Raw genomic sequence first — 18,292 nt, 5'->3', positions numbered from 1 at the left:
CATGACCCGCAACGGGAAGATGCTCGTGGGCGGCGCGGTGTTCGCCGTCCTGGGGTTGGGTGCCCTCGGCGTCTTCGTGTTGCGAGCGCCGGGAGGCGCGGGAGCCGGGGTCGACGCGACGACCCTGTCGCAGGAGGCGCGCGTCAACGTGCTGCGCCTGTGCGGTGACGTGCAGGCCTACCGGGATGAACACGGCGTCTTTCTCGAGGCGGGTCCCGTGCCCGCGCAGGTGCCCCGGGGCGGACAGGCGGTGCCCTTCTCGCCCGATGAGAACATGCGAAAGCTGGGCTTCGAGCCCGGCGAGCACGTGAGGCACCAGTACCAGGTGGTGGTGCAGGAGACTCCTCTGGGAGAGGTCGAGGTCACCTGCTACGCGCGAGGTGATCGGGATGGGGACGGACAGGTCTCCGTCTTCAGCGTCACGCTGGATGTCAACGGGATGACGTCCGCGGTGAAGGCGGAGCGCGAGGAGGAGTGAAGGATCGAAGGCCGGACTCCTCCCCCTGGAAACTTGCTCGCCATCCAGACGACAATCCAGGTGATGAGCCAGGCTGGAAACATCAAGGGGTCTCCGGGGTCCTCGGGCTTCGTGCCTTCTCGCGCTTCCGGCGACGGCTCGCCGGGTCGGGGCGACAGGCCCGGGATGGAGCGCGAGGAGCGCACGCGCATCGGCCGCTCGCCGCTGGACATGGGTCGGGGCGACAGGCCGGGGGTGGAGCGCGAGGAGCGCACGCGCATCGGCCGCTCACCGCTGGATCCGGGGACCACGACGTCGGGCGGGCGCCCCGCTCCGGAGGGAGAGTCCCCCCGCACGAATGGTCCGCGTGAGACGAAGGGCGGTGGCATCGACTTCTCCCAGGATGAGTTGATGCCCCGGGAGACTCCGCGCACCGAGCGCCCCCGTGAAGGCAAGTCCGCGGAGGTCTTCGAGAGCAGTCCCTCGACGGATCGGCCCCGGACGCGTGGCCGGACGGAAGAGGGGGGCGCGCACGGTTCGGATTTCGAGAGCTCCCGTCCCTCGGGAGAGCGGCCCCAGGTGCCGACCCGGGCGCGCGACGCCGCGGATGCGTCCTCCGGTGAGTTCGATGCACCTCCGGAGCTGGGCGCGCCGGCGGAGCGGCCCCAGGTGCCGACCCGGGCGCGCGACGCCGCGGATGCGTCCTCCGGTGAGTTCGATGTTCCGCATGACGTGGATGATCCCTGGGCGTCGGCGGAGCGGCCCCAGGTGCCGACCCGGACGCGCGACGCCGCGGATGTGTCTTCTGGTGGCTTCGACGTCCCTCGCGAGCTGGAGGAGCCCCGGGCTCCGGGCGGACGGCCCCAGGTGCCGGATCAGCCCCGGAGCGCCGAGGACGCGGCGAGCGGGTTCGAGGCTCCCTCGGACCTGGGAACGCCGGAAGCTCCGCCGCGGGGACCCGGGCGGGGCCGGGGCGCCGACGGTCAGTCCACGGGCGTGTTCGAGGCTCCGCGCGGAGAGGCGGGGAGCCGGACCGTGCGAGGTGATCGGCTCCCCAATGCCGACACGCTCTTCGAGTCCCGTCCCTCGACGAGGTCGGGTGGACGCCCCGCGCTTCCCTCCTCCGAGCCCGGCTCGCAGGCCGCCTCCACGACGGGGCTTCCCGGTGCTCGCGGCGAGGTGGCCTCCCTGGAGGAGCTGTTGCCGGATCTCTCCGGCATCGTCGGCCAGGAGGCGCTCGCCGAGCACTTCGCGGAGAACCTGCTCCTGCTGCCTCCGAGGCAGTCCCCCGCGAGCCGCTCCCTGCGGCTGTGGGCCATGTTCACCGCCTACGCCGAGGCGAACGCGCGCAATCCCATGGGCCAGACGCCGGCGGGACGCCAGGCCTTCGCCGAGACGCTCATCGCCAACGGCTTCGCCGCCCTGCGGGATGTCCGCACGGGGCGTGATGGGGTGGAGGTGGCGCTCGAGCTGCTCGACGCCCCCTCGTTGGAGGAGTTCCACGCGCAGCTCGACCAGGTCCACATGGAGCCCGGTCTCGAGCGGCTCCCCACCGAGGTCTCCCTGCCGGTGGCCGAGGAGCCCCGGACGCCGGAGCAGCCCGAGGCGCGCAAGGAGGCCGCCGCGCGCCAGGCCCAGGCCCAGGGCCAACGGGGGCCCGAGCAGAAGGAGAAGGAGGCGGAGCGGGCTCCCCCTACCGCTGGCCAGGCGGGCGTCCAGGCGTCCGGCACGCAGCAAGCCCAGGCGCTCGCCGCCGGGCCGCTCGCCCCGCGTGACCCCCGCCAGGAGTGGGAGGAGGAGAAGAAGGAGCGGGAGCGTCGAGGGACGAACAAACGCCTGGGGCCGCAACTGCTGTGGAGCGTGCTCCATGAGCTGCGCGCCTCGCCCGAGGACAGCGCGGTGCTCAAGGAGAAGTGGAGTCAACTGGCGTTTGGTGCCGTCGTCTGCCTGATGGGGGCCGCTTTGTTGGTGGCCATGCTCGCGAGCCTCTGAGAATGCTTGGGAAGAGGGTGGCCCGTGCTAGGGTGGCGCACCCTTGGCCACCGACGACCTCACTCTCGTCAAGCGCGTCCGTGATGGAGACCAGCGCGCCTTCAAGCTCCTCGTCGAGCGCTACCAGCGCAAGGTGTATGCCGTCGCGCTGGGCATGCTCAAGGACAAGGACGAGGCGATGGACGTCTCGCAGGAGGCCTTCGTCAAGGTCTACAAGTACCTGGACCACTTCAAGGGCGACTCGTCCTTCTACACGTGGCTCTACCGCATCACCGTCAACATCTGTATCGACGTGATGCGCCGCAAAGGCTCCTCGGGCGGGCAGATGGAGGAGTTCGACGAGTCCATCGCCACCGACCTGGGCGAGGCGCGCATCGGTGCCCTGGGCAGCCGCCTGGGCACCAACCCCCAGAAGAGCGCCCTGCGCCGCGAGCTGGCCGAGAAGATTCAAGAGGCCCTGGCCACCGTGCCGGAGAAGCACCGCGCCATCCTCCTGCTGCGCGAAGTCGAGGGCATGTCGTACGAGGACCTGTCGCGCACGCTGGACATCCCCAAGGGCACGGTGATGAGCCGGCTCTTCCACGCACGGGCCAAGGTGCAGAAAATCCTCAGTGAATACCTGGAGTTGGACGAGGCCAAGAGCGGAGTGGGCAGTGAGTGAGACGGCTTGGAATATTACTTTTCCATTACCGTCCAAGCCGCACGTCCCCTCTTGGAACGGGTAGGAACATCAATGGCCCCCGCCAATCCAGCATGTGAGCGTTTCATCCCGTTGTTGTCGCCGTACATCGACGGCGAGGTGTCCCCCGCCGACCGCATCAACGTCGAGCGGCACCTGGGTGCCTGCCGCGACTGCGCCAGCCGGGCGGCCGACCTGCGGGCCGAGTCCGCGCTCCTGCGCGTGGGGCTGGAGATGGCGGTGGACGAGGTGGACTTCAAGGACTTCACCCAGAAGGTGATGGCGCGGGTGACGCCGGAGCGTCCGCCGCTGCTCGAGCGCATGCGCATCTCGCTCTCGGAGATGTTCCTCTACCACCGCACGGCCATGGTCTCCTCGCTGGCCACGGCGGCGGTGGTGGTGCTGGTGGCCGTCCCCATGGTGATGAACCGCCCCTCCGCGCCCCTGGGCTATGGCGCCGAGCGCATGAAGGTGCGCGCCGTGCGTGCCTCCGAGGGGGCCACGGCGGCCCCGGTGGTGCTGGAGTCCGATGATGGTAACACCATCATCTGGGCGGTGGACGAGGACACGTCCGCGGCGCACGATGCCTCTCCGGCCAAACCCCGCGGCGTGCCCGGTGATGAAACGGACGAGCTGGAAGGGGAGTCGCTCAAGGACGTGCCGGCCCGCCGGCCCGCGAAGCCCGCGGCGCCGGAGCAACCGCCCAAGGGAGGAGAGCTGTGACGATGATGACGCGCACCCTGGTGGCCCCGCTGATGTTGTCCCTGCTGGGGTCGTTCTTCCTTCCTACCCAGGCGCGCGCCCAGGCTCCCGCTCCGGCCGCCAAGGCCCAGAAGCTCCAGGTGGAGGTGGCGGTGGTGCTCGTCTCCCGGAGTGGCTCGGAGGTGAGTCCTCCCGAGCTCCAGAAGATGAAGGAGACCTTCCAGAAGCAGAACTTCAACTTCACCTCCTTCAAGCGCCTGTCGCAGCAGTCCCTGGAGGTGGGTACCCAGGTGCCCGCCGAGGTGAAGCTGCCCAATGGAGTGACCGCCTCGCTGCGGCTGTTGCGCCTGCAGGGCGACACCGCCACCCTGCGCGTGGACGTGCCCCAGCTGTCCGCCGTGGACGTGGAGCTGGGCCGCGAGGGCGCCGTCTACCAGCGCGCCGGCAAGCACGTGGGCGGCGAGCTCATCCTCGTGCTCTCCTCTCCCGCCGCGAAGTAGCACCCCCGCCTTTCCTCCCCTCGCATCCCCCACCCGGGCTCACCCGGCCGCCTTCCTGGCGCCGCGTGGGCCCGAGGCCGTTTGAGGGACTTCCGACGCATGCATGCCCGCTGGTCTGGCGTCCGGTCATTCGTTCCGAGGGGACTTCCCCGCCACCCGGTAGAAATGTCAGTCCCTGGCCCGGGTCTTGTGCGCTCGTTCGAAGAGCTTTCCCCCTGATTTCAAGGGGTTGGGTGCGGGCACGCCGGTTGCTATGAAGTATTCCCGTCGGGGCGGTGGCGGTGGGCGGCGGGCAGCACGGTGGACGAGCGACTCAAAGGGACGGGGCGAACCATGGCGAAGACCCAGCGGAGTGGTGCGGTGATGAACCAGGTGACGCGTCAGGTGAAGAAGGCGGGGCGGGTGGTGGCCAAGGCGAAGGCGAGCCGGCCGGTGAGCAAGGTGCAGGTGACGCTGGGGGATTTGATCGCCGCGGCGTTCGACGTGGCGGGTGAGACGAAGGCCGCCGCGAAGCTGGTGTCCTCGCGCGCCATGTCCCAGGCGACCGGCACGCACATCGTCGTCGTCGCCTGAACCAACGCATCGGGACTCGTCCAGTCCGGCACTGGACGCCTGGTCGTACGCTGTTCAGAGGGACAAGGTGCACTCCTGGCGAGGCCGGAGTTCACGGACGTGTGGCGGAAGGCGGATTAAAGTGACGCGCCATGATCGGTGCCCTCCTCCTCGCTTACACGCTTCAGCAGACCCCTCGGGCCTTCGTCGAGAATCCCGCCCCGGCGGAAGAAGGCATTCGCTTCCATGCCTCGCTCGAGGTGGGGGGGCTCGCCCTTCCCTCGGGTCAGGGCGCCAATTTGATGGACGGTTTCGCGGTCGCCTTCCCCCGCCTGGGCGTCAGGGGGGGCGAGGAATTCGAGTTCGAGCTGGGGGCGCCGCTGCGCTTGCGGCTGATCGACTCGGACCCATCCCAGTTGGAAGCGGACCATGCCGGCCGGCTGCGGCGCGAGGACTGGGACGAGCTCAGTGACTTCGGTCAGCTCCTGCGCGAGCTGCGCATTGGCCGGGACGACGGCATGCTGCAACTGCGCGCGGGGGCGTTCTCCACCTGGACGCTGGGCGCGGGCTGGCTCGTCAACCGCTACAACAACAACCTGTCCCCGGACTACCACCCCGCGGGGGCCCACTTCGTCGCCTACCTCGGCCCCACCCGGGTGGAGGTGTTCGCCAGCGACGTGCTGGCCGCGCGGCTCTTCGCGGGTGAGTTCCGCCTGGACCTGGGCCGCGTGCTGAGCGATCAGGACACGGCCTTCGATCGCTTCCTCCTGTCGGTGGACGTGGCGCATGACTTCGGCCTGGCGGGGGGCACGACGCCCTCCCTGTCCGCGGCGAGCCTCGGATTGCAGGCGGGCGTGGTGCGCAGCGACACCTTCCAGCTCTGGCTCCAGGCCGCGGCGGGCGCGCGGGCAGACACCCTCATCGAGTCGGTGCCGGACTACGGCGCGACCGTCGGCATCGTCGCCCGGGGCAAGCCCGATCCGTCGCTGGACATCACCGGTCGGCTCGAGGGCCGGCGCCAGGGAGGCCGCTTCCGCTTCGGCTTCTTCGGCGCGGGCTACGAGCTGGCGCGCTTCTCCGGGGTGGGCCTGAGCGCGGTGCCGCTGTCGGAGGAAGTGCTGCCAGGGACCTTCTCGGGGTATGGCGAGGTGGCCGCGGCGGTGATTCCCCTCAACCCGGAGGATCTGGCGCTGAGCGTGAGCGCCTCGGGTGAGTACTTCGTCACCACCGGACGGGTGGACGCGGACGCCGCGCTCCAGCTGCACCTGCCCGGGGACAAGACGGTGGGCGAGCTGCGTGTCATCCTCACGGACCTCACGGTCAATCCTCGCTACTCCGTGGCCGCCGAGCTGCGCCACCGCTTCCTGCCCGCCCTCTACGGCGTGCTCATGGGTGGCACGGTGTACTTCCCCCAGGCGGAGGGCCACCTGCTGCAGGGCTTCACCGCGGGCCTGGGCGTGGGCGTGGACTTCCAGCGCTGAGCGCCTCGCCGTGTGAGCAGGGCGGGGGGGTGGAGTAGTCTGCCGGTGCCCTGATGTCTGGTCTCTCCGCCCTCTTCGCGCTGTTCCTGCTGTGTTGCTGCCTCGGCGGCGCCTACCTCCTCGCCCTCGAGCTGGGGATTCGCCGCGGAGGGTGGGCTCGGGCTTGCGCCACGCTGGCGCTCGCGTATGGCCTGCTCATCGCCGCGTTCGAGCTGCTCCTGGGACTCGGTGTCTTCACCCTGGGGGCCGCCTTGCTGCTCTGGGGGCTGTTCACCGGGCTCCTGCTGGCCCGCGGGTGGGCGCGGGCGAGGGTGGCCCTTCGCTGGGATGTGCGGCGGCTCCAGGCGATGGGCCGCGCGATGCGGCGCGAGCAGATGCTGGGGCCGTTGGCACTGGGGGCGCTGCTCGTGGGCGCCCGGCTCCTGCGCGGGCTCGCCGCCCCACCGCTCGCCTGGGATTCGCTCACCTATCACCTGGTGAAGGCGGGCCGGTGGGTACAGAGCGGGCGCGACGAGATCCTCCTCGCCCCCGATGCCTGGAGCTACTACCAGTACTTCCTCCCCTACGGCGACGCCCTGTCGGCCTGGGCCATGCTGCCCGCCCATGGAGATGGGTTCCTCGCGCCGGCCGGTGGGCTCATCTGGCTGAGCGCGCTGGTTGGCGCGTACGGCATGGCGAGGGGCCTGGGCGCGCGCTGGCGCATGGCCGTGCCCGCGGCACTGGCAGCGGTGTTCGTGCCCATCGTGATGGCGGCCCTCACCGCCAGCTATGTGGACAACACCATCCTGGCGCTCTTCCTGCTGGCCATGGCGTTGCTGCTGGCGAGCCTGCGCCCGGGACGGCAGGGTGAACGGGTGGCGGCGATGGCGGCCCTGGGAGTGCTCGCGGGCATCAAGCCCGGGGGCCTGCCCGTGTTCTGCCTCGGCGGCGCGCTGGTCTGCTGGGGCACGTTCCAGGCATGGCGCTCGCGCCAGGCGCCTCGTTTCCACGCGGGGCTGGTGGTGTTGGCGCTGCTGCTCGGGGTGCTGCCCTACCTGAGGGCCTGGGTGCTCCACGGCTCCCCGTTCTTCCCCTGGCCGTTGACGTTGGCGGGGATTCGCATCTCCGAGGGCAGCCCGGCGCTGGCCGGCCTCGAGTCGGGAGAGCTGCTCAACGTCACGCCCCTCGATGTGCCGGAGCTGGCGATGGCGCTCCTGTTCTCCCGGTTCCTGGCGGGGACGGATCACCTGGGGCTGGGCCACGCGCTGTTGCTGGCGCCCGTGGGCCTGCTGGCCGCGGTGCGGACCAGGCGCCGGTGGGGTGCACGCTCGTGCCTGGTGCTCGCCTGCGGTGCGAGCACGCTGCTCGGCTCGATGAGCCGGCAGCTCTGGACGGCCTGGGCGTCCACCTCGTCCCGCTTCGTGCTGTGCATGCTGGCCACGTGCCTGCTGCTCGCCGCCCTCCTGGAGGAGGAGTGGGTGCGGCTTCTGCTCTGGGGATGCTTCCTGTTGGAACTGCTGCTCGGGCTGCCGTGCGGCTGGGCATGGGTGGATGCGCGAGGGGTGCTCCTGGTGCTCCCGGCCGTGCTGGTGACACTGGGCGGCGCCGCCGCCCTGGTGGCGTGGGGCCTGCGTCGGCACCGGCTCCTCCCCGGCCTGCTCGCGGCGGTCATGCTGCTCGGGGGCGGCTGGGAGGCCATCGCCGCCGTCCGCGCGGCGCTGCGCTACGAGATCTATGCCTCCGCCGTGAAGGGGCAGTCCTACGAGCTTCACGCGCTCGTCACCCCGGAGAGCAGGGGCCTTCCCGAGTGGAAGGCGCTGGATGGGGAGGCTCCCCTGCGACTCGCGGTCACGGCGGGATGGGACATCTCCGGACACAACTGGTACTGGTACCCGTTGATGGGCAGCCGGCTGCAGAACACGCTCACCTACGTGCCCATCTCCGCGGACGGCTCGGTGAGGGATTACGCCCTGAAGGACACGTTCGCCCAGGCGGACTTCCCGGCGTGGCTGCGGCGGGTGCGCGAGGCGCGGGTGGATTACGTGGTGACGCTGGCCCCCGCGCCCATCGAGGCGCGGTGGATGGCCGAACACCCGGAGCTCTTCCAGCCCGCCTTCGGCGACGCGAAGCGCGACAACGTGGCCTGGCGCGTCCTGCCCGCGGCCGATGGTCGCGACGCGCGCTAGCGACCGAACAGGCCCTTGCGCTTGCGCGGCGCGGGGTCCTCCTGCGACATGCGCGACAGCCGCTGGCCGAGGATGCGGCTCATCTCCAGGGCGATGACGGGGTTGGCCATCACCACGCCGCGGAAGTCCTCGCGGCCCACGCTCGCCAGCTCGCACAGGGTGGCCGCCGAGGCATGGGTGGCCCGCGGCTCGCCGGTGAGCAGGGCCAGCTCCCCGAAGAAGCCCCCGGGCTTCACCACCTCCACGAGCTTGTTGCCCTCGCCCAGGAGGTTCACCTGCCCGGAGACGACGACGAAGAACGTCTCTCCCGCGTCCCCCTTCTTGAAGATGGGCTCTCCGGCGTCCTTGCGCAGGTACTCGGCGCCGTGCGCCAGCTTGAGCACCTCCTCGGTGCCCAGCGGCGCGAGGAAGTCCACCCGGCGCAGCATGTCCGCCAGCGGCGTGTCCAGCGTGTTCTGGGGCTCGAGCGTGAGGCACTCCACCGCGCGGGCCAGCTCGGCGCGGCGCGCCACGAGGATGAGGGTATGGCCCGCGCGCAGCACCGTGTTGCCGTCCGGCAGGGTGATGCGCCCCTCGGGGTCCACCATGCCGATGAAGACGCACTCGCGCGGGAAGTCCGTCTGGGCGCGCACCTGGGCCACCGTGCGCCCGGCCACCACCGCCTTGGTGTTCACCTTGAGCTCGAAGAGGATGGCATCCCCGGCGGCCAGCGGCAGCGAGCCCGCCACCTGGGGAAAGTCGATGGCAGTCGCCATCTTGGTGACCACCACCTCGGCCTCTTCCACCAGCTCGCCCACCCCGGCGAGCCGGTAGGGCTCGCGGTAGCGGCTGTCCAGCATGCGCACCATGACACGCGCCGGGCTCACCGCGCGCACCAGCGTGGCGAACGCCAGGTTCTCCGAGTCGCGTGCCAGCACCCCGGCCGCGATGTCCGCGTTGATGATGCCCGTGGACTCGAGCACCCGTGGGTCCGTGGCGTCCCCGCACACCGTCACCACGCCGATGTCCTCGAACAGGCGATGGCAGGTCGCGGCGTCCCGGTCCACCACCGTCACGTGGTGCTGCTCGTTCACCAGCCGCGCCGCCAGCGCGCCCCCCACCCGGCCTCCCCCCGCGATGACCACCTTCATGACGTCTTCCTCCCAGTGCCCGGAGGCTCATCGGGCACATCCGACAACACGTGCTCCAGCTCCAGGGTGCGTGCGTCCAGCCGCGCGAGCTGCGCTTCCGCCGTGGCCTCGGGGATGAGGCCCGCGAGCCGCGCGGACAGGAGCGCCGTGCGCTCGGCGTCCACCAGGTGCCGGCGCGTGGTCAACACCAGCCGCGCCGCCTGCGTCAGGTGCTGCTCGCTCAGCCGGCGCAGCTCCCGCTCGGCGCTGGCGATGCCCACCTGGTAGTCGCTGCGCAGGTGCTCGTAGGCCGCGCGCGGGATGAGCCCCTGGTCATGCAGCTGCTCCAGCTCCTGACGCGCGGCACGGCTGGCGATGAGCCGCGCCTGCTGCTCGCTCACCGCGCGGGCCACGGGGTCCTCGCGGATGAGCCCCAGGCGTCGCAGGAAGCCGGTGAGCGTCAGCCCCTGGCCCACGAGCGACAGGAAGGTGACGCCGAAGGCGATGGACACCATCTGCTCGCGCGCGGGCGTGCCCGCGGGCAGGCCGAGCGCGAGGCCGATGGACAGCGCGCCCTTGATGTTGCCGAAGATGAAGACGTGCTGCCAGCGCAGGGGCACGGTCGCCGAGGGGCGCAGCCAGCGCAACAGCAGGAAGGGCCCGTAGATGGCCACCGCGCGCCCGGCGAAGACACACGCCACGGCGAGCAGGGTGAGCGGCAGGTGGCGCACCAGCGCCCCGGGCTTCGTGGCGAGCCCCACCGACAGGAACAGGAAGGTGTTCACCCCGAAGGTGACGTACTCCCAGAAGGTGTGGATGGCCACCTGGCTCTGGGGCGCCACGTGGCGGCGCAGGGTGATGCCCGTCGTCAGCCCGGCCGTCACCGCGGCGATGGCGCCCGACAGGTGCACCTGCTCGCCAATCGTGTACGCGCTCAGCGCGAGCGCGGTGGTGACCATGATCTCCGCGAGCGGATCCCTCGTGCGGCGGATGATGAAGCCTGCTCCGGTGCCCAGCGCCAGCCCGATGGCGACTCCCCCGACCGTGGCGAGCACCACCTGGGCGCTCAGCAGCGGCAGGGAGAAGGACGTCTCGCCCCGCGTCACCACGCCGGCGATGGCCGCGTAGGCCACGAGCGCGGTGCCGTCATTGAAGAGGCTCTCGCCCTGCATGATGCCCGACAGGCGTCGGGGCACGGCCGCGCGGCGGAAGGCGTAGAGGATGGAGACGGTGTCGGTGACGGAGAGCATGGCGCCGAGCAGCAGCGCCGGCCCCCAGTCCATCCCCAGCGCGTAGTGCAGCGCGGTGCCGGTGGCGGTGATGGCCAGCACCATGCCCAGGCTCGCCAGCGTGGCGATGGGCACCAGGTTGGCGCGCACGTTGGCCACGTCCGCGGTGATGCCCCCCTCGAAGAGCAGGAGCGGCAGGCACACGAGGAAGACGAACTCCGGGTTGAGCGGAGGAATGCCGGGCAGCAGGCCCGCCACGGAGATGAACAGACCTCCCACCACCAGCGCGACGCTGTAGGGGATGCGCACGCGCTTGGCGGCGATCGCGAGGGTACTGGCGGCCACCATCAGGCCGATGAGCAGGGGCATCTCGAAGTGCACGCGGGGGCGAGCCTCGCAGATGCACCCGGCCCCTGCCTAGACACGGCGCACCGCCCCCGTGGCGTTTCCGCGCGAGCCCGGACCGCCCGGGCCCTCGGTTGTCCGCTCGCTCAGTCGTCGCCACCACCGCTGATGCCGCCGCCGTCGTTCTCGTAGACGGGATCCGGCACGTCGTACTTGCCCTGGACGCGGTTCTGCGCCTGGCAGTCCTGGGTGCACGAGGTGGCGGGAGGCGAGTTCTCCACCGCGTCCTCACCGAGCACGCCGCCCATGCGACCTCCGGACGTCACCCGCCAGACCGTCTCGCGCTCGCCCTGCACGAGCTTCGCCGCTACCTGGGGGCTGTCCTTGCCCCGGATGAGGTCGGCGTTGCCGAAGTTGATCTTCCCGGTGTACGGGTTGGTGAAATAGAAGACGTCGGGCCCCAGGGTGTGGGTGAAGTCGATCGTCGCCCCGGCCGTCTCCGTCTCCGGCTCCATCTGGAAGATGCCGCCCTGGGCGCAGTCCTTCGCCTGGATCTTCATCTTGATGCGATCGCCCCGGCGCAGCAGGAACAGATCGCCCGCCCCCATCTCCACCTCCAGGTCATCCTTCTCCAGCGTCTGCGTGCCGAGGTTGGGCACCTTGCCCGCGAAGAGCACCGTGGTCACCCCGCCCGTGATGTCCAGGGGGTTGCTCGTCGCCTTGAGCGTGTAGTTGTAGACGGCGAACGTCGACACATCGACGTCGAAGTCGATGTACGTGCCGCGCACGCGCAGCGTGCCGTGCGAGGGCAGGCTCCGGCGGTCGATCTTCGTCCGGGCCGAGCCGGACAGGGTCTTGCCATTGGGCAGCTCCAAGCGGAAGCCGCCTCCGGTGCAAGCCTCGGAGTTGGCGGCCCGTGCGGAAGCGGGCGCGCCGAGCAGCGCGCAGAACCCAAGCGAGAGCAGCGTGCCGAGCGCACGCGAGCGGATGGAGAGGGACATGGGAGCCTTTCCAGCGAGATTGTTATTGTTTGGGTTGAAACAAGAAAGAGCGGCGAGGACTGGAATCCAGTGAAAGACACCCTAGCGCTTGTGGCTGTCATGAACAAACCCAATCGGTAGCAGGATGAGAGAGAGGGACTGCGAGTGGAGTTCATCCACACGCGCGAGCCGTTCTGGGGGGAATGTATGCCATTCCAATCATCTGGACGTGATGCCGTGGCCCGGCGGCTCCGTCCGCGGCGCCCACCCAGGCTCCAGTCCGTCCCCCGGGAACCCGCCCTGCCGTGCCGGCTTGATTCTCCGGAGGAGGGCGGACATATTATGCTCGTAATCCAAAGGAGCCGGGTCATGACCACCAGCTATGTCCTCGATGTCGCACGCACCCCGCGAGGGCGGGGCAAGGCGGGCAAGGGAGCGCTCTCGGGCATCCATCCGCAGGAGTTGTTCGCGCAGGTGTTGAACGCGCTCCGAGGGCGCGGGCGCTTCGAGGCGCACGAAGTCGATGACGTGATGGCCGGGTGTGTCTCCCAGGTGGGAGAGCAGGGCGCCAACCTGGCACGCAACGCGGTGCTCACCGCGGGCTGGCCCCAGCAGGTGTCGGCGGTGTCGCTCAACCGCTTCTGCGCGTCGGGGCTGCAGGCGATCCACTTCGGGGCCATGGGGGTGGCCTCGGGCGCGATGGACCTGGCCGTCGCCGGAGGCGTGGAGAGCATGTCGCGCGTTCCCATGGGCGCGGACGGCGGCGGCCAGGATGGCAACAACCCGCACCTGCGCGAGCGCCTGTTCCAGGTTCCCCAGGGCATCAGTGCCGACCTCATCGCCACGCTCGAGGGGCTCTCCCGCGAGGAGCTCGACGCCGTGGCGCTGCGCTCCCAGAAGAACGCGGCGCGCGCCATCGAGGAGGGCCGCTTCGTGAAGTCGCTCTTCCCCGTGAGGGATCCGGGCACCGGGGCGGTGGTGCTCGAGCGGGACGAGTTTCCCCGGCCAGACACCACGGCCGAGGGGCTCGCCGCGCTCAAGCCCTCCTTCGTGGCGATGGGGGAGACGGTCGTGGGGCACCGGGGCGAGACGCTCGATCAGCTCGCGCTCGCGGCCTACCCGCGGGCCCGGGCCCTCCAGCATGTGCACACCGCGGGCAACTCGAGCGGCATCGTCGATGGCGCCGCCGCGGTGGTGCTCGCCTCGGAGCGCTATGTCCGGGAGAAGGGCATCCGGCCGCGCGCCCGCATCCGCGCCATGGCGACCGTGGGTACCGAGCCGGTGCTGATGCTCACGGGACCCGCGCCGGCGAGCGAGAAGGCGCTGCGCCAGGCGGGCATGCACGCACGCGACATCGACCTGTGGGAGATCAACGAGGCCTTCGCGGGGGTGGTGCTCCAGACCATCCGCGCGCTGGGCATCGATCCCGAGCGCGTGAACGTCAACGGGGGCTCCATCGCGCTCGGTCATCCGCTCGGCGCGACCGGCGCGATGTTGCTCGGCACGGCGCTCGATGAACTCGAGCGTAGCGGCAAGCAGACCGCGCTCATTACCATGTGCGTCGGAGGCGGTCAGGGGATCGCCACCATCATCGAGCGGCTCTGAGCCGTCGCGCCGGAGCGGGGATTCTTCATGAACCAGAAGGCGGAGCAGAAGCAGAAGTCGCGTGAAGCCATCCTCGCGTCTGCGGCGGCGCTGCTGCGCGGGCGGGGCATCAAGGCCAGCTCGGTGATGGATGTCATGAAGGGCGCCGGGCTCACCGTGGGTGGTTTCTATGGCCACTTCGAATCCAAGGAGCACCTCTTCACCGAGACCATCCAGAGCACGGCGAGCACGATGTGGAATCGGCTGCTGGCGTCGGCCAAGGGCGAGTCGCCCCGGGAACGGGTGCTGAACGTGGTGGAGCGCTACCTGTCGCGCCAGCACCGCGACCATCCGGAGACGGGGTGTCCGATGCCCAGCGTCGCCCCGGAAGTCGCGCGGGAAGGGGAGCCCTATCGCGGCGCGCTCGAGACGGAGCTGTCCCACTATGTCCGCTCGCTCGCCGACCTCCTGGGGTCCGATGCCGAGCACCGGCAGCAGGCGCTCGGGTTGATCGCGCTCATGTATGGCGCGCTCTCGTTGTCCAGAGCGGTGAGTGGCACGCCCCTGAGTGACGAGCTGCTCCGGGCCGCGAGGAAGCTCTCCGAGCGCGCGCTGGGCCCCGAGGCTCCGTGACTGGACGCGCGGCGTCATGCCGGGGGCGGCCCTGATGACATCAGTCACCAGGAGGAGGGGCGACTGGTGACGGCTGTCACCGGGTCCGCGGCGCGGGAGGGCTCGGCTCTCGATAATGATGTTGGGACGTTATGAGGAATCGAGAGAGTCCGAAGGCGCTGGCACGAGGACTGCTTGGGTGGAGCGCGGGCGGCACGGGCAGAGGCCGCTCCTTCTTCGACGACTCCGAGACCTCGCGCCATGTCCATTTCCCGCCTCTCCTCCTCGTCCTCCTATCGGCTCCCCCCGCGGGCTCCCATCGCTCCCGCCGAGACCAAGTACGCCGACGCCCCCGCGTCGGGGCAGCAGCCGAACATCGAAGAGCTGATGAAGCTGTTGCAGGAGCTCATCAAGGCGCTGACCCAGGATGGCTTCGAGCCCTCGAAGAAGGGTGGTGGTGGCGGCGGCGGTGGTGGTGGTGGCGGCGGGATTCCGGGCGGAGAGGGTGGCGGTTTCCCCAAGGTGGGTGGGCCGAGCGCGCTGAGCGAGGAAGGGCCGACGGAGCTGGGGCTCGAGCCCCCCGGGTCGCCCTCGTTCAATGGTTCGGCGAATGCGGACGCGGTGGCCCAGCAGATCGCCCAGGACGCGACGAGCTGGAACTACGACAACTCGGGCGGCAAGACGTTCGATGAGGCGGTGGGCAACGAGAACACCTTCGATGGCTCCAAGTCCGGCATCTGCACGGACATGGCGCTCGAGGCGGCGCAGCGCTTCGAGGCGGCGGGCATCGATGCCCGCGTCGTGGGTGGAGAGACGAACAAGGGCAACCACGCCTGGGTCGAGTACAAGGGCGAGGACGGCCAGTGGAAGCGGTTCGATCCCACGGCGGCGGCCTGCACCAAGGACGCGAGCCAGGCCATCAACACCAACAACAACGTCTACAACTACGGCAACATCATCGCGACCTACGATGACGTGCCCGCCGAGGTGCCCTCGATCTGAGCGGGGGACCCCTCGGGTCTCCTCGCTTCACCGGGAGCGGCGTACGTGCAGGGCGTGGAACCACGCGGCATAGGGCGTGTTCTCCACCCGGTGGCGGTTGAAGTCCGGATCGCCATCCGTCCACCACGGCGGGCCCCGCTCCCCGAGCGCCACCTTGGCCTTGTGGACACGCGCGCGCGCCTGTCGCTCGGCCTCCGAGTCTCCGGCGCGAAGGGCCTGGCCCACGTCCCGCCGCGCGTGCATGAGTGCCTCCACCAGGAGCGCGCGCTGCTTGGGCCCGAGCCCTGGGTCCGAGCACCGCCACAGCACGCCCTTCATCACGAAGTAGCGCCCATCCGGGGTGGTGGGCGGCTTCTGCTTCGGCTCGCGGCTCATGGCTCAGAGGTCGAAGTCGAGCGGGTACTCCATGGGGTGCGGACGCAGGCGGATCTCCAACCACCCCTTGATGGACGAGCCATCGAAGTTGAGGTCCTCCTCGAAGGTGCCCTCGTGCGGCTTGTGGCGCGGAACCGTGAAGTGGCGCCAGCGGCCGATGAAGTCGATGAAGCGCAGGCTTACCATCTGCGCGCCATGCTCCTTGGCGAACGACATCACGTCCTGGGCGGTCTGGACCATGCGCTCCGAGGCCTTTCCGGGCGGGGGGATTGTCCGCGTTTCCCGACACTACGAGGGCCGTGTACCGGGAAGTACGTGGCTTTTGACGTCACACGCTCACGGCGTTCTCTTGAATGCGCCAGGAGGCGTGAGCCCCTTCCGGGCGACCCGCTGTTTGACACTGGCGAGAGCGGCCAGGGCCTGCTTTCGTACCGGGTGCCTCCGGCGCAGACGTCGGAGCCGACGTTCCGTCTCTTCCACCATCGTCCAGCCCAACGCTGCTTTGGTGGGGTCGTGGTCGGCCGCCCACTCCAGGGTTTCGCAGGCGGCGTGCATTCGATACTCCAAACTTGGATAGTCGAGCCGCTGCACACGGAGCAGCGCCCTCCGGTATTCATCCCAGGTTCGCGCCCGGAAATGCGCGAAGCTCAGGATGTTATGGGCCGCCAACCGTCTGATGTGTCGGCGTTCCCACTCCGTCTCCGCCTCGCGCAGCAGTGTCTTCTGGAGGGCTTGATACTCCCGACTCCCCTCCGAGAAGAGGGCCGACGTGTTCTGGAGCAGGGCCACGTTGAGCTTGTCGAATTCCATGGCGACTCGCCGCCAGAATGATTCACGGGAGGGCTTCATGGTTCAAGCTCCTGGACACTTCTTCTTGTTCACCCGCTCGGGCCAGAAGCCATGTCGCGCACAGTAGTCGAAGCAGTCCTTGCACTGACTGGTGCCATACAAGCTGCCTGGCTTCTGGCCAATCTTCTCGATGCAGCGAGCGTAATAATCAGCACACCGCTTCTCCCTGTCCTCACGGTCTTCCTCTGGCTCTTTGTCGTCCAGGGAGCGGAGTGACGGCAGGCCCACGTTGATGGGTTCTGATGACGCTGGAGGCGTCGCACCACACCGCTCGTACTGGCCGGGGTTCTGCTTGAGGCAACAGGTGACGGTGCTGTCCGTCTGGTTGCACTCCGCGCTGTTTGAGGTGAGTGCATCTGTGTCATACCTGAAGCTGTCCGTGGCCGCGCACCCCGAGGCCAACATCATGGCGACAGCCAGATTCAGGCCGGACGAACCACCCGAGCGGCCAGATACCAGAAAGCGCATGCACTCCCCCCGAGGCACGGCGTCATGCGAACTCTGAACTCAATCTCCAGTGCCATCAAGCCAGCGTGGGTGATGAGTTCGCTCGGCGTGGGGTTATCAACACGGCCTCGTGGCCCCATGCGAATCGACCCCATGTCCCATGGGGCAGAGAAGAAGCGTCCTCACGCCCGGGCGCGCGTGATGAGCACCACGGAGCCGAGGATGGCGCCCATGGCCACGAAGCCGCCCAGACTCAAGGACTCGCCCGCGAACACGACGCCCAGGAGCACGGCCACCATCGGGTTGACGTACGCGTAGCTCATGGCGAGCGCGGGCCGCGTGTGGCGCAGCAGGTAGCCATATGCGCTGAAGGCCACGAGCGAGCCGAAGACGATGAGGTAGCCGAGGCTGAGCAGCGCCTTCGCGGACGGCACGGCCGTGAGGTGCTCGCCTCGAAGGAGGCTGACCAGCAGGAAGAAGGCGCCGCCGGTGAGCATCTGCGTGGCGCTGGCCATCAGCCCCCCGGCGAGGGGCAGCCGGCGTGAAATCACCGAGCCCAGGGCCCAGCTCATCGGGCCCACCAACAGCGCCAGCGTGGCCCAGGTGTTGCCCCGCAGGTCGCTGCCCATGTTGAGCACGATGAGGCCGCAGAAGCCGATGGCCAGTCCCCAGCGCTCGGCACGCCCGGGCCACTGACCCATCAGCCCGCCGAAGAGCGCCGCCCACAGCGGCACGCTGCCCACCACGAGCGCCACCACTCCCGAGGACACCGACTGCTGCGAGAACACCACGGCGCCATTGCCCAGGAGCAACAGCATCACGCCCATCACCGCGCCCCCCGCCCACTGCCGGGCCGTGGGGTTCACCGCGCCGCGCACCCGCAGCGCCGTGTAGAGGATGAGCCCCGCCATCAGGAAGCGCACCGAGGCCATCATGAAGGGCGGCAGGCCGCCCTGGAGCGCCCAGTGCACCGCCAGATACGTCGAGCCCCAGATGACGTAGAGCGCGAAGAGGCAGAAGACGAGCATCGCGCGGCTGCCCTCCGCCAGGGGCGCGGCGGTGGGCAAGCTCGAGGAGGGAGTCGTGGGCGAAGACAGGGTGGCCAAGGCGCGCTGCTTCTAACGTGCCTCCCGCCCCCTCGCGATGTGTGCCCCCGGCGTACCATGCCGCTGGTTCCTCCACCCGAACGCCGCTCTCCTGCCCGCTGACGGTTCGACCTCCGAGCGCTCGAG

19 protein-coding genes are annotated in these 18,292 nt (G+C 69.7%); 11 read left to right on the top strand and 8 right to left on the bottom strand.

Annotated features, from left to right (window positions below):
• Position 1: 1 nt before the first annotated feature.
• The 8 genes from CYFUS_RS47190 (at position 2) to CYFUS_RS47155 (ending at position 8,528) form a co-directional block, all read left to right on the top strand.
• The gene (locus CYFUS_RS47190) at positions 2 to 478 is read left to right on the top strand and encodes a hypothetical protein (protein WP_095992648.1); all 477 of its coding nucleotides are present in this window, start codon (positions 2 to 4) and stop codon (positions 476 to 478) included.
• A 63-nt stretch (positions 479 to 541) separates the two neighbouring features.
• Positions 542 to 2,449, top strand: a complete 1,908-nt coding sequence (locus CYFUS_RS47185) for a hypothetical protein (protein ID WP_157759065.1) — start codon at positions 542 to 544, stop codon at positions 2,447 to 2,449.
• Between the two features lie 43 nt (positions 2,450 to 2,492).
• Positions 2,493 to 3,110, top strand: coding sequence for an RNA polymerase sigma factor (locus tag CYFUS_RS47180; protein ID WP_071896319.1), 618 nt, complete (start codon positions 2,493 to 2,495; stop codon positions 3,108 to 3,110).
• A gap of 72 nt (positions 3,111 to 3,182) precedes the next feature.
• Complete coding sequence (locus CYFUS_RS47175; RefSeq protein ID WP_095991202.1) at positions 3,183 to 3,851, top strand: anti-sigma factor family protein; 669 nt, start codon at positions 3,183 to 3,185, stop codon at positions 3,849 to 3,851.
• A 2-nt stretch (positions 3,852 to 3,853) separates the two neighbouring features.
• A complete protein-coding gene (locus CYFUS_RS47170) occupies positions 3,854 to 4,330 on the top strand; it encodes a hypothetical protein (RefSeq protein ID WP_095991201.1) in 477 nt (158 codons plus the stop codon).
• Positions 4,331 to 4,663: 333 nt separating this feature from the next.
• Positions 4,664 to 4,903 (top strand): chaperonin, encoded by a 240-nt coding sequence (locus tag CYFUS_RS47165; protein ID WP_095991200.1) that lies wholly within the window; start codon positions 4,664 to 4,666, stop codon positions 4,901 to 4,903.
• Between the two features lie 131 nt (positions 4,904 to 5,034).
• The gene (locus CYFUS_RS47160) at positions 5,035 to 6,363 is read left to right on the top strand and encodes a hypothetical protein (protein WP_095991199.1); all 1,329 of its coding nucleotides are present in this window, start codon (positions 5,035 to 5,037) and stop codon (positions 6,361 to 6,363) included.
• A gap of 53 nt (positions 6,364 to 6,416) precedes the next feature.
• Positions 6,417 to 8,528: a hypothetical protein gene (locus CYFUS_RS47155; RefSeq protein ID WP_095991198.1), complete on the top strand. Its 2,112-nt coding sequence runs from the start codon at positions 6,417 to 6,419 to the stop codon at positions 8,526 to 8,528.
• Here the strand turns inward: CYFUS_RS47155 and CYFUS_RS47150 are convergent.
• The 3 genes from CYFUS_RS47150 to CYFUS_RS47140 form a co-directional block, all read right to left on the bottom strand.
• Entirely contained in the window at positions 8,525 to 9,658 is a 1,134-nt protein-coding gene (locus tag CYFUS_RS47150; protein ID WP_095991197.1) for an NAD-binding protein, read from the bottom strand. The two genes, CYFUS_RS47155 and CYFUS_RS47150, sit on opposite strands and share 4 nt — an antisense overlap.
• Positions 9,655 to 11,247 (bottom strand): cation:proton antiporter, encoded by a 1,593-nt coding sequence (locus tag CYFUS_RS47145; RefSeq protein WP_095991196.1) that lies wholly within the window; start codon positions 11,245 to 11,247, stop codon positions 9,655 to 9,657. The genes CYFUS_RS47150 and CYFUS_RS47145 overlap by 4 nt, the downstream gene beginning before the upstream one ends.
• 110 nt (positions 11,248 to 11,357) lie before the next feature.
• Complete coding sequence (locus tag CYFUS_RS47140) at positions 11,358 to 12,212, bottom strand: hypothetical protein (protein WP_095991195.1); 855 nt, start codon at positions 12,210 to 12,212, stop codon at positions 11,358 to 11,360.
• A gap of 348 nt (positions 12,213 to 12,560) precedes the next feature.
• On the opposite strand from CYFUS_RS47140, the gene CYFUS_RS47135 reads away from it, so the two are divergent.
• The 3 genes from CYFUS_RS47135 (at position 12,561) to CYFUS_RS47125 (ending at position 15,389) form a co-directional block, all read left to right on the top strand.
• Positions 12,561 to 13,796 (top strand): acetyl-CoA C-acetyltransferase, encoded by a 1,236-nt coding sequence (locus tag CYFUS_RS47135; protein WP_095991194.1) that lies wholly within the window; start codon positions 12,561 to 12,563, stop codon positions 13,794 to 13,796.
• A 27-nt stretch (positions 13,797 to 13,823) separates the two neighbouring features.
• Positions 13,824 to 14,408: a TetR/AcrR family transcriptional regulator gene (locus tag CYFUS_RS47130; protein WP_095991193.1), complete on the top strand. Its 585-nt coding sequence runs from the start codon at positions 13,824 to 13,826 to the stop codon at positions 14,406 to 14,408.
• 240 nt (positions 14,409 to 14,648) lie between these two features.
• A complete protein-coding gene (locus tag CYFUS_RS47125) occupies positions 14,649 to 15,389 on the top strand; it encodes a transglutaminase-like domain-containing protein (RefSeq protein ID WP_095991192.1) in 741 nt (246 codons plus the stop codon).
• Positions 15,390 to 15,416: 27 nt separating this feature from the next.
• On the opposite strand, the gene CYFUS_RS47120 is transcribed toward CYFUS_RS47125, so the two are convergent.
• The 5 genes from CYFUS_RS47120 to yedA all read right to left on the bottom strand — a co-directional run bounded on the left by CYFUS_RS47120 (position 15,417) and on the right by yedA (position 18,166).
• The gene (locus CYFUS_RS47120) at positions 15,417 to 15,764 is read right to left on the bottom strand and encodes a hypothetical protein (RefSeq protein ID WP_095991191.1); all 348 of its coding nucleotides are present in this window, start codon (positions 15,762 to 15,764) and stop codon (positions 15,417 to 15,419) included.
• Between the two features lie 3 nt (positions 15,765 to 15,767).
• Positions 15,768 to 16,004, bottom strand: a complete 237-nt coding sequence (locus CYFUS_RS47115) for a glutamine synthetase beta-grasp domain-containing protein (RefSeq protein ID WP_095991190.1) — start codon at positions 16,002 to 16,004, stop codon at positions 15,768 to 15,770.
• 96 nt (positions 16,005 to 16,100) lie between these two features.
• Positions 16,101 to 16,613: a hypothetical protein gene (locus CYFUS_RS47110; RefSeq protein WP_157759064.1), complete on the bottom strand. Its 513-nt coding sequence runs from the start codon at positions 16,611 to 16,613 to the stop codon at positions 16,101 to 16,103.
• Positions 16,614 to 16,616: 3 nt separating this feature from the next.
• Positions 16,617 to 17,081, bottom strand: coding sequence for a hypothetical protein (locus tag CYFUS_RS51470; RefSeq protein ID WP_157759063.1), 465 nt, complete (start codon positions 17,079 to 17,081; stop codon positions 16,617 to 16,619).
• Positions 17,082 to 17,242: 161 nt separating this feature from the next.
• Positions 17,243 to 18,166 (bottom strand): drug/metabolite exporter YedA, encoded by a 924-nt coding sequence (gene yedA, locus CYFUS_RS47105; protein WP_095991188.1) that lies wholly within the window; start codon positions 18,164 to 18,166, stop codon positions 17,243 to 17,245.
• Positions 18,167 to 18,292 lie beyond the last annotated feature (126 nt).

The sequence above is a fragment of the Cystobacter fuscus genome (assembly GCF_002305875.1).
Lineage (GTDB): Bacteria > Myxococcota > Myxococcia > Myxococcales > Myxococcaceae > Cystobacter > Cystobacter fuscus_A.
Note: the sequence above shows the minus strand (reverse complement) of the source record. Positions and strands in the feature narration are given on the sequence as shown.